Source organism: Arthrobacter sp. 10N418 (assembly GCF_056394725.1).
This window is the reverse complement of the sequence record NZ_JBFTIK010000003.1, coordinates 147,867-161,993: the sequence shown is the minus strand read 5'-3', so window position 1 is coordinate 161,993 and position 14,127 is coordinate 147,867. Positions and strand designations below refer to the sequence as shown.

At 67.5% G+C, this 14,127-nt stretch carries 13 protein-coding genes; 6 read left to right on the top strand and 7 right to left on the bottom strand.

Translation table 11 applies throughout. From position 1 onward, the window contains the following. Positions 1–18: 18 nt before the first annotated feature. The 5 genes from AC1DCZ_RS03435 to AC1DCZ_RS03415 are packed head-to-tail and all read right to left on the bottom strand — an operon-like array spanning position 19 to position 3,707. On the bottom strand, positions 19–579 hold the full coding sequence (locus AC1DCZ_RS03435) for an AAA family ATPase (protein ID WP_476973379.1): 561 nt from the start codon (positions 577–579) through the stop codon (positions 19–21). After that, on the bottom strand, positions 576–1,256 hold the full coding sequence (locus AC1DCZ_RS03430; RefSeq protein ID WP_476973378.1) for a nucleotidyltransferase family protein: 681 nt from the start codon (positions 1,254–1,256) through the stop codon (positions 576–578). The genes AC1DCZ_RS03435 and AC1DCZ_RS03430 overlap by 4 nt, the downstream gene beginning before the upstream one ends. Beyond that, on the bottom strand, positions 1,240–2,166 hold the full coding sequence (locus AC1DCZ_RS03425) for an XdhC family protein (protein WP_476973377.1): 927 nt from the start codon (positions 2,164–2,166) through the stop codon (positions 1,240–1,242). Before AC1DCZ_RS03425 ends, AC1DCZ_RS03430 begins: the two co-directional genes overlap by 17 nt. 1 nt (position 2,167) lies before the next feature. Further along, positions 2,168–2,956, bottom strand: a complete 789-nt coding sequence (locus AC1DCZ_RS03420) for a molybdopterin cofactor-binding domain-containing protein (protein ID WP_476973482.1) — start codon at positions 2,954–2,956, stop codon at positions 2,168–2,170. Continuing rightward, positions 2,841–3,707, bottom strand: coding sequence for a molybdopterin cofactor-binding domain-containing protein (locus AC1DCZ_RS03415; RefSeq protein WP_476973376.1), 867 nt, complete (start codon positions 3,705–3,707; stop codon positions 2,841–2,843). The genes AC1DCZ_RS03420 and AC1DCZ_RS03415 overlap by 116 nt, the downstream gene beginning before the upstream one ends. On the opposite strand from AC1DCZ_RS03415, the gene AC1DCZ_RS03410 reads away from it, so the two are divergent. Together AC1DCZ_RS03410 and AC1DCZ_RS03405 are read left to right on the top strand one after the other, a co-directional pair. Next, positions 3,642–4,376 carry a substrate-binding domain-containing protein gene (locus AC1DCZ_RS03410; RefSeq protein ID WP_476973375.1) on the top strand — a complete coding sequence of 245 codons (735 nt, stop codon included), beginning with the start codon at positions 3,642–3,644 and terminating at the stop codon, positions 4,374–4,376. The genes AC1DCZ_RS03415 and AC1DCZ_RS03410 overlap by 66 nt on opposite strands. 96 nt (positions 4,377–4,472) lie before the next feature. Continuing rightward, entirely contained in the window at positions 4,473–4,790 is a 318-nt protein-coding gene (locus tag AC1DCZ_RS03405; RefSeq protein WP_476973374.1) for a DUF6457 domain-containing protein, read from the top strand. A gap of 157 nt (positions 4,791–4,947) precedes the next feature. On the opposite strand, the gene AC1DCZ_RS03400 is transcribed toward AC1DCZ_RS03405, so the two are convergent. Both AC1DCZ_RS03400 and AC1DCZ_RS03395 read right to left on the bottom strand, forming a co-directional pair. Further along, positions 4,948–7,305 carry an FdhF/YdeP family oxidoreductase gene (locus AC1DCZ_RS03400; protein WP_476973373.1) on the bottom strand — a complete coding sequence of 786 codons (2,358 nt, stop codon included), beginning with the start codon at positions 7,303–7,305 and terminating at the stop codon, positions 4,948–4,950. A gap of 185 nt (positions 7,306–7,490) precedes the next feature. Beyond that, entirely contained in the window at positions 7,491–9,233 is a 1,743-nt protein-coding gene (locus AC1DCZ_RS03395) for a long-chain-fatty-acid--CoA ligase (RefSeq protein ID WP_476973372.1), read from the bottom strand. Positions 9,234–9,485: 252 nt separating this feature from the next. On the opposite strand from AC1DCZ_RS03395, the gene AC1DCZ_RS03390 reads away from it, so the two are divergent. From AC1DCZ_RS03390 to AC1DCZ_RS03375, 4 genes are all read left to right on the top strand, one after another. Then, the gene (locus AC1DCZ_RS03390; RefSeq protein WP_476973371.1) at positions 9,486–10,868 is read left to right on the top strand and encodes an MBL fold metallo-hydrolase RNA specificity domain-containing protein; all 1,383 of its coding nucleotides are present in this window, start codon (positions 9,486–9,488) and stop codon (positions 10,866–10,868) included. Beyond that, positions 10,865–12,181, top strand: coding sequence for an erythromycin esterase family protein (locus tag AC1DCZ_RS03385; RefSeq protein ID WP_476896129.1), 1,317 nt, complete (start codon positions 10,865–10,867; stop codon positions 12,179–12,181). The genes AC1DCZ_RS03390 and AC1DCZ_RS03385 overlap by 4 nt, the downstream gene beginning before the upstream one ends. A gap of 164 nt (positions 12,182–12,345) precedes the next feature. Further along, positions 12,346–13,215, top strand: coding sequence for a universal stress protein (locus AC1DCZ_RS03380; protein ID WP_476896128.1), 870 nt, complete (start codon positions 12,346–12,348; stop codon positions 13,213–13,215). 199 nt (positions 13,216–13,414) lie between these two features. Further along, positions 13,415–14,098, top strand: coding sequence for a hypothetical protein (locus AC1DCZ_RS03375; protein ID WP_476896228.1), 684 nt, complete (start codon positions 13,415–13,417; stop codon positions 14,096–14,098). Positions 14,099–14,127: the final 29 nt, after the last annotated feature.

The following is a 14,127-nucleotide window of genomic DNA, read 5'->3' as shown; positions in this document are numbered from 1 at the left end:
CCCTGGTCCGGTTGGACGTCAGGACGACGATCGGGGGATGGGTGGCCCGGATAGTGCCCAGCTCCGGGATCGTGACGGCGGCCTCCGCCAGCAGCTCAAAGTGAATGCCTCGAACTCCGCATCGGCGCGGTCGATCTCATCGAGCAGGAGGACCGCGGGGCGGGGCCCGGGATGCTCGATTGCCTGCAGCAGTGGCCGGCGCAGCAGATATTGCGGTCCGAAGAGATCGGTCTCCGTGACGGCGGCATCCCGGACCTCTGCCAGCCGGATCCCGAGGAGCTGGCGCTGGTGGTTCCATTCGTAGAGTGCCTCTCCGGCGTCGATCCCCTCGTAGCACTGCAGCCGGAACAGCGGGGTGTCCAGGGTCCGCGCCAGGGCCTTTGCGGCCTCCGTCTTGCCGACACCGGCTTCGCCTTCGAGGAGGATGGGCTGCGGCAGGCGGAGGGCAAGGAACAGCGCCGTGGCGAGTCCGACGTCGGCCAGGTAGTCGTCCCTGTCCAGCGCCGCCATCAGTGTGGCGACGTCCGGGACGCGCTGCTGTACATCTTCCTCCGCGCCGGGGCGCGCCACCGTCGTCATGCTCGCGCCTGCAGCTCGGCCAAAACCCGGCGGTAGTCATCTTCCGTGTCCACATCGAGGGGGACCGGGCCGGGGATGGCGACCTCCACGACGTCGGCCGCCCGCTGCTTCACCAGTTTCCAGACCCCCTTGTCCCCATGGAGGCCCGCAAGCTGCGGCAGGAGCCCTTGAGTGAACGCCATCGGGTGGCCTATCCCGTCCTCATAGCGGCACACCGCGATGCCGGTGCCACCCGCGCGGCCGGGCTGGCGGACTGCCAAGGCCCGGAGGAGGGCGTGCACGCTCCCGGCGCGGACGCCGGGCTGGTCGCCCAGCATGAGCACCACGGCCTCGATCTCCGGGTGCAGCACCGCCAGGGCCGTGGCTATCGAGGAGGAGCAGCCCTCGCCGAAGTCCGGGTTGACCACCACGTCGCAGCCTGTGGTACCGACGGTTTGCTGCACCTCTGCCGCTGCACCTCCAAGCGCCAGGACCGTCTGGGCGAAGCCGCAGTCCCGGGCAGTCGCCAGGACGGCATCGAGCAGGACGCCAGTGCCGTACGGGAGGACCTGCTTCGGCCGGCCGAGGCGCCGCGACGCCCCTGCCGTGAGGATAATTCCGGCGCCCCGGAACCCGGGCACCTGCGCCGCAAACGGCCCTGTGCCGGGCACCGGCCCCGGTTCACGTAGCGGGGGCATAGCGCTCAGGATCCTTGCGGAAGGCGGCACGGCAGCCGGGTGAGCAGAAGTAGACGGTCACGCCGTTGTGCTCAAGGTGGAGCGAGGAATCAACGGCCGGCACGGACATGCCGCAGACCGGGTCAACCGCGGTTTCCAGGGCCCCGGCTTCCGGGGACGCGGGCGATGCAGCCGTCGCGGTGCTCCGTGCCGTGTTCCGTTCGCTGATCAGCTCGGCAAGAATGGACAGCGCGACCTCCCCGGGGGTCCGCGCCCCGAGCGGGAGTCCCGCTGGAGTGTGCACCCGCGAGCGCAGGACGTCGTCGACGTCGAGCGAACCGAGCACAGCGGCCCCGCGGATCTCACTGGCCACGAGGGCAACGTAGGGCACCCCTGCCCGCAGGGCCGCTTCCAAGGCGCCCTCCTCGGCTTTGCCGTGCGAAGCGACGATCAGGGCAGCGTCGCCACCGAGGGGGCTGGACGACTCGCCGTCGGTCAGTTCCACGTCCAGCCCGACGCCGGCCCCAAGGCTCGCGAGGGCCTGGGCTACCGGGGTGGTGCCGACCACCACGACCCGCGGCGCGGGGATGCGGGGCTGGAGGAAGATCTCAATTGCCCCGCCGCTCAGGCACGGGTTGGAGACCTCGACGGCGCCCTCCTCGACAGTGCGGGACGGCTCGCCCGGCACGACGCGCAGCAGCAGCGGTTCCTGGTCCACCAAGGCCCTGAGGCTGTACTCCCGCACCGACGCCTCGACGCAGTTTCCTCCGACAAAGCCGAGGATTTCGCCGGTTCGGAGCACCAAAGCAGTGTCGCCGGCGTGCGCGCTGGTGGGCCGCTGGGCACGGACCACCGTGGCATGCACGAACGGCTCACGGCGGCCGGCGAGGTCATCGGCCCGGGCCGCGAGGGAATCTGCGGTAGCGGGCATGTCAGATCGGCGGCCTTGCCCGGCCCTGCATGGCGGCCCAGACGCGGGCCGGGGTGCAGGGCATATCCATGTGCGTGACGCCGTAGGGTGCCAGGGCATCGACAACGGCATTCACGATGGCCGGCGGCGAGCCGACCGTGGCGGACTCGCCGATCCCCTTCGCGCCGATCGGATGGTGCGGCGACGGGGTGACGGTAAACCCGGTCTCCCAGTCCGGCACCTCCATGGCCGTGGGGATCAGGTAGTCCATGAAGGACCCGCCGAGGCAGTTGCCGGCCTCGTCGAACTCGATGATTTCCATCAGGGCCATGCCGACGCCGTCGGTCAGGCCGCCATGCACCTGGCCTTCGATGATCATCGGGTTGATCCTGGTTCCGCAGTCATCCACGGCAATGAAGCGCCGGACCTTGACCTGGCCGGTGCCGGGATCGACGTCGACCACGCAGATGTAAGCGCCGAACGGAAACGTCAGGTTCGGCGGGTCGTAGGTGACCTCGGCGTCGAGGTTGCCGTCCACGCCTTCGGGCAGGGCCACCGTGCCGTGGGCGCCCATGGCGATCTCGGCGATGGTCTTCCCCACGCCCGGGTCGCCCTTGACGAACCAGCGGCCCTTCTCCCATTCCAGGTCCTCGGGGCGGGTTTCCAGCATCGCGGCGGCGATCAGCTTGGCCTTTTCACGGACCTTGCGGGCGACGAGCGCCACGGCGCCGCCGCTGACCGGGGTGGAACGGCTGCCGTAGGTGCCGAGGCCGAACGGCGTCTGGTCCGTGTCGCCGTGGACGACATCGATGTCCTCCGGCGGGATGCCGAGTTTCTTCGGCGACGATCTGCGCGAACGTCGTCTCGTGGCCCTGCCCCTGGCTTTGCACGGAGAGCCGGACGACGGCCTTGCCGGTCGGGTGGACCCGGAGCTCGGCGCCGTCGGCCATGCCAAGGCCCACAATGTCGAAGTGCTTGCGAGGTCCGGCGCCGACGACTTCGGTGAAGAAGGCCACGCCGATGCCCATCAGCTCGCCGCGGGCGCGCTTTTCCTTCTGCTCGCGCCGGAGGTCCTCATAACCGGCGAGCTGCATGGACAGCCGCGTGGCGGCCTCATAGTTGCCCGAGTCGTAGACCCAGCCTGTCTTGTTGGCGTACGGGAACTGCTCCGGCCTGATGAAGTTCTTCAGCCGCAGTTCAGCGGGGTCCATCTCAAGCTTCCGGGCCAGGATGTCCACCATCCGCTCGACCAGGTAGACGGCCTCGGTGACGCGGAAGGAGCAGGCGTAGGCGACGCCGCCCGGGGCCTTGTTGGTGTAGACACCCGTGACGCAGCAGTAGGCCGCCGCAAGGTCGTAGCTCCCGGTGAAGATGGAGAAGAAGCCGGCAGGATTCTTGGTCGGCTGCGCGGTGGCGTTGAACGCGCCGTGGTCGGCCGGGCGCTGGCGGAATACGCGCAGGAAATCGTCGGGCTCGCGGACCGGGCGCGGCGTGAGGTGGCCAACGCCACAACCGACGCCGGACGCCTGAAGATTGTCGCGACGGCGCCCTTTGCGGAACACGCCGCCGGACGGCTGCTGGATGTCTTTACGCGCCGTGTTCCCGGCGCAACCGTGGACGTGGTGGTCGAAGCCGCGGAAGACGTTGCCTCACTGCTGCTGGAGCGGGCTTATGACATCGCCCTCGGGGCCCGGCCGGCGCCGGCCAGTCCAGCCGCAGCCGACGGCGGCCTGGAGTCGGTCCCGTTCCTGCGGTATCAGCGGGTCTTCATTGTGGCGGCGGATCATCCGCTCGCCGCGCTGCACGGCCCGGTCGCGCTGCCCCAATTGCTCGGCAGACCGTGGTTTGCCGGGCCCGCCGGAATCCAGGAAAGCACCGAGGAAGGCCGATGGCTGGCGTCCATGGGGGTCGCTCCGGAGATCGTCCGGCTCAGCAGCGAAACAGACGCCCTCGCCGCCGTCAGGGCGGGCGAAGGAATCATGCTTGCCCTGGGGCACATCGTGCGCGCCGAAATCCGGAAGGGATCCCTGGCCCGGGTGCCGGTCGCCGGGACCCCGATCTCCGGTCTGTGGTGGGTCAGTACCCTGGACCGGCACCGGACCACCACGTTGGCACAGACCCTGCAACGGTTTGTCAGTTCGGCGGATGCCACGGCCGCGATGGTTGCCCCGGGCGACTCCCGCGGCCTCGAACGCCGCGGGTCCAAGTTCCATGTTGCGCTCTGGAGCTGATGCGGGAGCCGCTGTGTCGCGTTGCACATCGCGGGCGCGGGTGCTAACCCTTGAGGGGTAGAGGATCCGTTCACGCACCCACGAAGAGGAGTAGCCATGACTTTGTCCCGAGAGGAAGACAGCTCACTGCGGCACTGGAGCAGCCGGCTCATCCAGGCCCTGCAGATCCTGGATCTGGAAGTCGACCACGAAAAGATCGTCCAGGTTGCACAGGAGTCGGAGAAGGCCGTCGGCCCGCACGCCGACGCCATCAGCGCCTTCATTGTTGGCTACGCCGCCGGCACCGCGGCTACCAACGGCCGGAAGAGTACGCAGGAGGCCGTGCACGCCGCATCCAACAAAGTCATCGAGCTCTGCGAGCACGGGGAGGCTGGCGGCCCGGACGAAGAAGGCTGGACCAAAAGGGCCCAGTAAGGCCGGTTCGGCAAGGAGGAGGCCGCGTTCCCCTCGGGGAACGCGGCCTCTGCTCTGCTGGGGCCTTCACCGCGGGGCTTGTACGGCCCGGGTTTCCGCCGGGCCCCCGCGCCGCGAGACCCGGCTCAGGAAGCGCCGGGGTCAGCGGGTCCCAGGGTCAGGACACGCCTGGTGCGGCTGCATCTGCCGTTGCGGGGGGCGAATCCGCCGGTGTCTGGTCCAGGCTGGGTTCGAGCCGGACAATCACCGCTTTGGATATCGGAGTGTTGCTGCCTTCAGCCGTGTGGTTCAGCGGCACCAGCACGTTGGCCTCAGGGTAGTAGGCAGCCGCACAGCCACGGGCGGTGGGGTAGGAAACCACCCGGTACTTGCGGAGCACCCGTTCCACACCATCCTGGTATTCTCCGCGGATATCCACGTACTGCGCGTCGGCCAGGCCCAGTTCAGCGAGGTCCTCCGGGTTGACGAACACCACGTGGCGTCCCTTCTTGATGCCCCGGTAACGGTCGTTGTGCGAATAGATCGTGGTGTTGAACTGGTCGTGGGAACGCATGCTCTGCAGGATCAACGTGCCGGCGGGGCGCTCCACGTGTTCGAGCTCGTTGACAGTGAGGACGGCCTTGCCGGTCGGCGTCGGGAACGTGCGGGAGTCGCGGGGGCCGTTCTCCAGGATAAAGCCGCCGTCCTGCCGGATCCTTTCGTTGTAGTTTTCGCAGCCGCCCACCACGCGCGAGATGTGATCCCGGATGAGATCGTAGTTCCTCTCAAAGCCGTCCCAGTCGGCTTTGATCTTGTCGCCCACGACTGCCTTGCCGAGGCGGCTGATGATGGCCGGCTCGGAGAGCAAGTTGTGCGAAACGGGTTCAACCTTGCCCCAGGACGGATGCACTGCGCAGACGGTGTCCTCCACCGACACGAACTGGGGTCCGGACTCCTGGATGTCGATCTCGGTGCGGCCCATGGTCGGCAGGATCAGTGCTTCCCGGCCGGTCACGGTGTGCGACCTGTTCAGCTTCGTGGAGATTTGGACCGTCATCTCGGTGTTTTCCATGGCGGCCTCGGCGGCGTGGGTGTCCGAGATGGCAGCCACGAGGTTGCCGCCGAGGGCCACGAAGGCCTTGATCTCGCCGTCGCGCATCTTGTTGATGGTTTCGACGGCGTCGGCGCCGTGGTCGCGGGGCGGTTCGAAACCGAACTCCTCGCCGAGGGCGTCCATGAACGACTGCGGCATCTGCTCCCAGATTCCCATGGTGCGGTCACCCTGGACGTTGCTGTGCCCGCGGATGGGAGAGGCTCCGGCGCCTGGCTTGCCGATGTTCCCGCGCAACAGGAGAAGGTTGATGATCTCCTTGATGGTGGCGACCCCCTTCTTCTGCTGGGTGATCCCCATGGCCCACGTGATGATGACCTTCTCGGCCTTCAAGTAGCGGGCGGCGAGCTCATCGATGTCCTCCGTGCGCAGGCCTGTCGCCTCCAGCACTGCCTGCTCGTCGAGTTCGCCCAGGTGCGCCCGGAGCTCCTCAAGACCTTCGCAGTGCTCAGCCAGGAACGCGTGGTCCAGGACCGTTCCGGGGTTCCTGGCCTCCGCATCGAGCACCCTCTTGGAGACGGCCTGCAGCAGTGCCATGTCGCCGCCAATGCGGATCTGCAGGAACTGGTCGGCGATCTGGACGCCGTGGCCGATGACTCCGTTGACCTGCTGCGGGTTCTTGTAGCGGCGCAGGCCCGCCTCCGGCAGGGGATTGACGGCGACGATTTGACCGCCGTTGTGTTTGCAGTTTTCAAGTTCGGTCATCATCCGGGGGTGGTTGGTGCCGGGGTTCTGGCCCATGATGATGATGAGGTCCGCGTTGGCGTAGTCGTCGAAGCTGACGGTGGCCTTGCCGATGCCGATGGTCTGGCCCATGCCCCAGCCGGAGGATTCGTGGCACATGTTGGAGCAGTCGGGCAGGTTGTTGGTGCCGTAGCCGCGGGCGAACAGCTGGTAGAGAAAGGCCGCCTCATTCGAGGCGCGGCCGCTTGTGTAGAAGACGGCTTCGTCCGGGGATTCCAGGCTCTTGAGCTTGTTGCCGAGGATCTTGATGGCCTCGTCCCAGGTGACCGGTTTGTAGTGGTCCTCGCCGGCCGCCTTGTAGACAGGCTCCGTGAGCCGGCCCTGCATGCCGAGCCAGTATTCGGTGCGGCTGCGCAGCTCGCTGACGGAATGCTCCGCCCAGAAACTGCTGGGAACCACGATCTGCGTCGCTTCCCACGTGACGGCCTTGGCACCGTTTTCGCAAAACTCGAACGCCTTGCGGTGATGCGGGTCCGGCCAGGCGCAGCTCGGACAGTCGAACCCGTCCTTCTGGTTCATGGCCATCACGGTCTTGCGGGTACGGTTCAGGCCCATCTGTTCGAGAGCCGGCTTCATGGAATGGTAGACGCCCGGAATGCCGGCCGCCCAGCTCTTCGGCCCGTCTTCAACCACGAGGTCTTTTTCGTCAAATTCCTCGATGTGAGGAGTCTTGCGGGTCACGGTGAACTTCCCTTCTGCCAACACCACCGGATGGGGGTGCGCTGATCTGCCACTACGCACGATACCTTCAGGCCTATCAGCTTGCCCGGAGCGCCGCAAGCGATCCGCCCGGTCCTGGCAAATTCGGACGGCCGCCCGACGGACCCCGGCAGCCCTGTCCTCCGGCCGCAGCCACGAACCGCGGGCTACCGTCGGGCCGTGAGGATGCCCTGGATTTCGCGGCGCAGGACCTTGCCGATGAGGGACCGCGGCAGCATCTCGAGGACTTCGACCCGGCGCGGCACCTTGTAGGCCGCCAGGTTCTTCCGGGCGAAGGCCAGGAGCGCCCCGGCGTCGAGGGCGGTCCCCGGAGCCTGGACCACCGCCGCCACCACGTCCTCGCCGCCTCCGGGGCGGGGCAAGCCCACCACCGACACCTCCACAACGCCCGGATAGTCGGCCAGGACGTCCTCGACTTCCGAGGGCGAGACGTTGAACCCGCCGGTGATGATCAGTTCCTTGATCCGGTCCCGGATGGTGACGAAATAGTCCTTGTCCACATAGACGATGTCGCCCGTGCGGAACCAGCCGCCCTCCAGGAGCACATTTTCGGTTTCCGCCGTGCGGTTCCAGTAGCCGGAGAAAACCTGCGGCCCGCGGATCAGGAGTTCGCCCTCCTCGCCCGGGGCGCGGTCGATCAGCACGTTCTGCGGGTCCACCACGCGGATATCCGTCAACGGGAACGGCACTCCCACGGTCCCGGGCTTCCGGCTGGGACCGAAGGGGTTGCCCAGGGCGATGGGGGAGGTCTCGGTCATCCCGTAGCCTTCGATCAAGTAGCCGCCGGTCGCTTCTTCCCAGGTCTTCACGGTCGACGCCGGAAGGTTCATGGCCCCGGAAATGGAAAAGCGGATACTGGCCAGCGAAACGCCGCGCTCGGCCGCGGCGGCAGCGATCCGGTCGTAGATAGGGGGCACGGCCGGGAGGAACGTGGCAGGTGACTTCCTGAGGGCCCTCAACACAAGGTCGACGTCGAACTTGGGAAACAGCACGAGTTTCGCGCCGATGCTCAACGCAAACGTCATGCACAGGGTCAGCCCGTAGGCGTGGAACATGGGCAGGACCGCATAGACGGTTTCTTTGCCCTCTTTCAACCCGGGCACCCACGCCCGCCCCTGTGCGGCGTTGGCCTGCAGATTCGCGTGGGTGAGCATGGCGCCCTTGGGCTGGCCCGTGGTGCCGGACGTGTACTGGATGACGGCGAGGTCCTGGGCTGATGGGCGGGGGTGTTTCTTCTTCAGCACCCCCGCCTCGAAAAGTTCCTTCCACGGCAGGACCGGGCGGGGGACCGGCCCTGGGTGCGTCCGGCCCGTGACTTTTCCCGCGGACAGGGCAGCGCGTGCCTTCCGCGCCGCGGGCAACGGAAGCCGCAGCGCGACCCGCTGAAGCAGCGGCATCGCCGGGATCAGCTCCACGGAGACAATCTTTGTCAGCCCGACGTCGGCCGGCAGCTGCCGCACCCGGTCCACGGCCTTGTCCCAGACGACAGCCACAGTGGCCCCGTGGTCCTCGAACTGGTGCCGCAGCTCGCGGTCCGTGTACAGCGGGTTGTGTTCCACGACCACGGCGCCAAGGCGCAGCACGGCGTGGAAGGCAATGATGTGCTGCGGGCAGTTCGGCAGGACGAGCGCTACCCGGTCCCCGGCCTTAACACCCAGCTCCTTCAGCCCGGCGGCCGCGCGACTGATCAGCGAGCCCAGTTCGCGGTAGCTGGTCTGCGCCCCGAAAAACTCCAGGGCCGGTTTGGACCCGTAGCGCCGCACGGACGCGTCCATCAAGTCCGCGAGGGAGCCCTTGGGGAGCGCCAGGTCCGTGGGAACGCCCGGGCTGTAGAGGGCGGTCCAGGGGCGGCCCGGGTGCGCCGGTCCCCGGGTGGATTTCTTGCTCATGGTGTGTCCTTGCCACTGGGGGTGCGCCGATTCCGGCGTCCGGCTCTGCGCCCGAAAACGCCTGTCCGGAAATCCTACCGGGGCGCAGGAGGCGGTCCCGGACGTGACTTTTGGCCCTAGGGGCGGACCCGGCTTGAGCGGAAGCTTGGGGGTACATCGGGATGCAGCGGTCCAGCGGGTTCTCGTCCGTGCACCCGTCGTGGCCCTGTCAGCCCGTTGCCGGACGGACACGGGCACCGGAACGGGAGCACCATGAAACACCAGCAGCCGAGCCTGAAGTTCCTTGGAGCGACCGATACCGTCACCGGCTCCCGCTACCTGGTCGAATCCGGGGGCACACGCGTGCTGGTCGACTGCGGACTTTTCCAGGGCTACAAACGCAGCCGCGACCGCAACCGCGCCCCCTTCCCGGTCCCGCCCCAGTCCATCGACGCCGTCGTCCTGACGCATGCGCACCTGGACCACACCGGCTACGTTCCTGCACTGGTCCGTGACGGGTTTGCCGGGCCCGTCCACGCCACGGACGGCACCACGGACCTATGCAAGCTCATCCTCCCCGACAGCGGGCACCTGCAGGAGGAGGAAGCCAGGTACGCGACACAGCGGGCATCATCCAGGCACAGCCCGGCCCTGGCTTTGTACACGGCCGCTGATGCGGTCAAGTCGCTGAACAGCTTCAGGGTCCACGGCTTTGACGATCCCCTGGAGCTCGGCGGCGGCATTGAATTGACGTTCGTGCCTGCGGGCCACATCCTCGGCGCCGCACAGGTCCATCTCCGGATCGGCTCCCACTCGGTGCACTTCACGGGGGACCTGGGCCGCGCCGATGACCCCTTCATGTACCCGCCCCGGCCGCTCGGCGGGGTGGGCGTCCTTGTGACTGAATCGACCTACGGCAACCGGGAGCACTCTGCCGAGGATCCGGAGAAGCAGCTCGGGGAGATCATCACCCGCGTCGCGAAACGGGGCGGGGTCATCATGTTCGCCGCGTTCGCCGTCGGCCGGGCGGAGACGCTCATGCTCTTCCTGTCCCGGCTCCGCAGGAAGAACGCGATTCCGGACATCCCCGTGTACCTGAACAGCCCCATGGCCATCGACGCCTCCGGGATGTACCAGCGGCACCGCGAGGAGCACCACCTCAAGCAGGATGAATACGAGAACATGTACAAGCTGGCCAAGCTCGTCCGGACGGTGGACGACTCCAAGCTCCTGAACCTGCGGGGCGGTCCGATGATCATCATCTCGGCCAGCGGCATGCTCACTGGTGGACGAATCCTGCACCACGTGGCGACCTACGGCCCGGATCCGAAGAACGCCATCATCCTCAGCGGTTTCCAGGCCGGGGGCACCCGGGGGGCCGCGCTCGCCGCCGGCGAGCGCGAACTACGCATCTACGGCGAGGACGTCAAAGTCCGGGCTGAAGTCATCCAGATGGAAAGCCTTTCCGCCCACGCGGACGCCAATGGCATCATCGCGTGGATGAAGGCAGCAGAGAAGGAGCCTCGCATGACCTACATCACCCACGGCGAGCCCGACGCGTCCGATGCCCTGCGCATCCGGATCCAACGCGAACTCGGCTGGCGGGCGAGGGTTCCCGAACACCTCGAAAAGATCTCGATCGGGGACCCCCGATGAATCCCGTCGCCGTCACCAAAACCTCGGTCCTGCAGGAGATCCACGCCCTCGCCGGACCGCTCAAGACGGACAGGGACCTGAACGGGCTGGTCCGGCGTGCCGCGGACTGCCGCTTCGTCGCCATCGGCGAAGCCTCGCACGGCACGCATGAGTTCTACACCTGGCGGGACACGCTCAGCAGGCGGCTCATCGCGGAGGAAGGCTACAACTGGATCGGCGTGGAGGGGGACTGGCCCGACTGCTGGCGCATCAACCGCTGGGTCCGCGGCCAGGACGGGCACAACCAGGGTGTCCACGCGTTGCTGGCCGGGTTCGAACGCTGGCCTACGTGGATGTGGGCCAATGAGGAAGTGGCCGCCTTCCTCGACTGGCTGCGTACCTGGAACGCGGGACGTCCGATGGATAAGCGCGTCGGTTTTTACGGACTCGACGTCTACTCCCTGTGGGACTCGTTGCGCGAGATCATCGGCTGGCTTGAAGAGCACGTCCCGGACGCCGTCCCAGCGGCCATGCGCGCCTGGCAGTGCTTCCTGCCCCACCACGAGGACCCGCACAAGTACGCGTGGAGCACGCGGCTCGTGCCGCAGTCCTGCGAGGCCGACGTCGTCGCCCTCCTGACCGAGGTCAGGAACCGGGTCTTCAGCCCCGGCATCCATGACGAGGACGCCTTCGATGCCGTGCAGAACGCCGAGGTCGCCGCGAACGCGGAGCACTACTACCGGATCATGGTCCGCGGGGACCGGCAGTCCTGGAACATCCGCGACCACCACATGGCGGACACCATTGACCGCCTCAGCCGGCACCTCGGCGCGGCGTCGAAAGGGCTCATTTGGGAGCACAACACGCATGTCGGCGATGCGCGTGCGACGGACATGGCGCAGGACGGCATGGTCAACGTCGGGCAGCTGCTGCGCGAACGGCACGCCGGCGACGGCGTCATGCTGGTGGGCTTCGCGTCCCACCGCGGATCCGTGCTGGCCGCCGACGCCTGGGGGAGCCCGGAGCGAATCCTCACGGTGCCGGAGGCGCGTCCGGGCAGTCACGAGGACTTCCTGCACCAGTCCCTGGGCGTTCCCGCCGTCCTCGAGTTCGGCGACGACAGGTCCGGTCCGTGGCTCTCCACCTGGCTGGGCCACCGGGCAATCGGCGTCGTCTACCACCCGGAGAGGGAGCTCGGAAACTATGTCCCGACCCGTATGGGGGAACGCTACGACGCCCTGATCTGGCTGGAACACACGGCGGCATTGCGCCCGGTCCATCATGAGGGGCCACCCCGGGAGCCCGAGTTCGAGACCGAGCCCAGCGGCTACTAGGCCAGGCCACGGCGGCTGTGACGGCTGTGAGGGCTTATGGCCCTAACTGGTGTTCGGCCGGCGAAGCACACTGAAGTGTCGGCAGCCTGTGGATACTGCCGGCCGGATCATGCGATACACAGATCACGACACAGCTCACGCGACGGAAAAGAGCAGGATTCAGAATGAACAAAGCAATCGTCGTCGGTATCAACGGGTCTGCGGGAAGCGAGGCCGCGCTGGCGTGGGCCCTCCAGCGCGCGGCCCGGCAGAAACTCCCCATTGTCGCCGTCCACGCAGTGGATGACCGGTGGATGTCCCCGGACTTCCAGTACCACGAACTCATCCGGGAAGCGGGGATGGAGCTGCTCCAGAAGGCGCAAACCAGCGCCCACGAGAAGGTGCCCGGCGTCGAGTTCGACATCCAGCTCCGCCACGGCAGTGCCGGTTCGGCGCTCCGCGAGGCCTCCAAGGAAGCCTCCCTGGTGGTCATCGGTACGCACGACAAGCACTGGCTCGATGGCGGTCCCGTAACGGACCGCGCCCTGCAGGTTGTCTCCGGTTCGGACAGCCCCGTCGCCGTGATCCCGCCTGATCGGGGCACGGGCAACAAAGGCGTTGTAGTGGGCGTGGACGGATCCGAGGAGTCCCTGCAGGCGGTCTCGCTGGCCGCCGCCGAGGCAGACAGGGAGGGCGACGAGCTGACCGTTGTACTCGCCTTCCGTAGCCCGGCGAGGTGGGTGGAGAGCGCGATGCCCTCCAGCGGTCTCGCCGAGACGATCGTCGAGGAGGACCGGATAGTCCTCGGCGAATCGGTGGCCGGGCTGACGGACAAGTACCCGGATCTCGTCATCAACCAGCGCCTCGAAACGGACACGGAACCGGCGAAGGCCCTCGTGGACATCGCATCAAACGCGCGGCTTCTGGTGGTCGGCAGCCGTGGCCGCGGTGGCTTCTCCCGCCTGGTGCTGGGTTCCACGGCCCACGCTGTGCTGCTGAACGTGCCATGCCCCACCATCGTCACCAAGGTCCACAAGGTCAAGCACGAGGATTGACGCGGGGCCGGGACCCTGCTTACCTGCCGGCTCCGATCACGGCATGCACGGAAAGCCCCCTTGCGAAAGGGGGCTTTCCGTGCCCATGAACGGCGCCCTGCTCGTCCAGGAACGCGGGTTGCCCGGGCTTCGGGTTTCGTCGACCCGGGGACGTGGGCAGGCTCTTGAGACTGGTCAGGGCGGGTGGGACGATGAAGCGGTGGATCCCTTCTTCAATTTCGTCAGCCACAATTGGTGGCTCATCTTTCCCATGAGCGGACTGATCGGGGGATGGGCGCGGTCGTGGTCCAGGGCCAGCGAACGGCGCCACCGCCGCCGGATGGAACTGTACAAACTCCGGAACCAGTCGGCCGAGGCAGCCCGGGCCAGCGAGTCGGACGTGCTTGCCCTGATGAGCGCGCACGACGCCGTAAACCGGCGCTGGCTGGACTACGAGCTGGACGTGGGGAAACTCATCGACTTTCCGGTCATGACGGATGTCCGCGAACCCCTTACCGTGGCCTTCCTCCGCGCCAAGCGGGAGGCAGACGGTTTGCGCCCCGCAGCCCCAGGAGACATCACGACGCCGGCACGCCTGGCGGAGTACCGGGCGGCGGTCAACGGGTTCGAGCTGGCTTTCGACGTCGCCGAAAGGGAAGCCCTGCGGATCAAGGACAGCAAGTTCAGTGGCCCGGAACGCCAGCGGTTGGACACGGCCCGGAAGCTCCTGCGGATCGCCTCCGACAGCGCGGCCACGCCGGCCGAACGGCAGACAGCGTACAAGCGCGCCCGGCGGGAACTCGATGGCCTGATAGTGCTGCCGGAAGCCACCGTCGCGGCCCTCGAGGACAAGATTGCTGCCATGATCGGCTCCGGCCGGACCACGGATCTCCAGCAGCGCTGAATCATCCTGCCCGATTCACCCTGCTGCGT

Bases quoted from the DNA above. Each gene is read 5' to 3' on its own strand.
- AC1DCZ_RS03435 (WP_476973379.1), bottom strand. From the start codon at position 579: ATGACGACGGTGGCGCGCCCCGGCGCGGAGGAAGATGTACAGCAGCGC.
- AC1DCZ_RS03430 (WP_476973378.1), bottom strand. From the start codon at position 1,256: ATGCCCCCGCTACGTGAACCGGGGCCGGTGCCCGGCACAGGGCCGTTT.
- AC1DCZ_RS03390 (WP_476973371.1), top strand. From the start codon at position 9,486: ATGAAACACCAGCAGCCGAGCCTGAAGTTCCTTGGAGCGACCGATACC.
- AC1DCZ_RS03385 (WP_476896129.1), top strand. From the start codon at position 10,865: ATGAATCCCGTCGCCGTCACCAAAACCTCGGTCCTGCAGGAGATCCAC.
- AC1DCZ_RS03425 (WP_476973377.1), bottom strand. From the start codon at position 2,166: ATGCCCGCTACCGCAGATTCCCTCGCGGCCCGGGCCGATGACCTCGCC.
- AC1DCZ_RS03380 (WP_476896128.1), top strand. From the start codon at position 12,346: ATGAACAAAGCAATCGTCGTCGGTATCAACGGGTCTGCGGGAAGCGAG.
- AC1DCZ_RS03395 (WP_476973372.1), bottom strand. From the start codon at position 9,233: ATGAGCAAGAAATCCACCCGGGGACCGGCGCACCCGGGCCGCCCCTGG.
- AC1DCZ_RS03405 (WP_476973374.1), top strand. From the start codon at position 4,473: ATGACTTTGTCCCGAGAGGAAGACAGCTCACTGCGGCACTGGAGCAGC.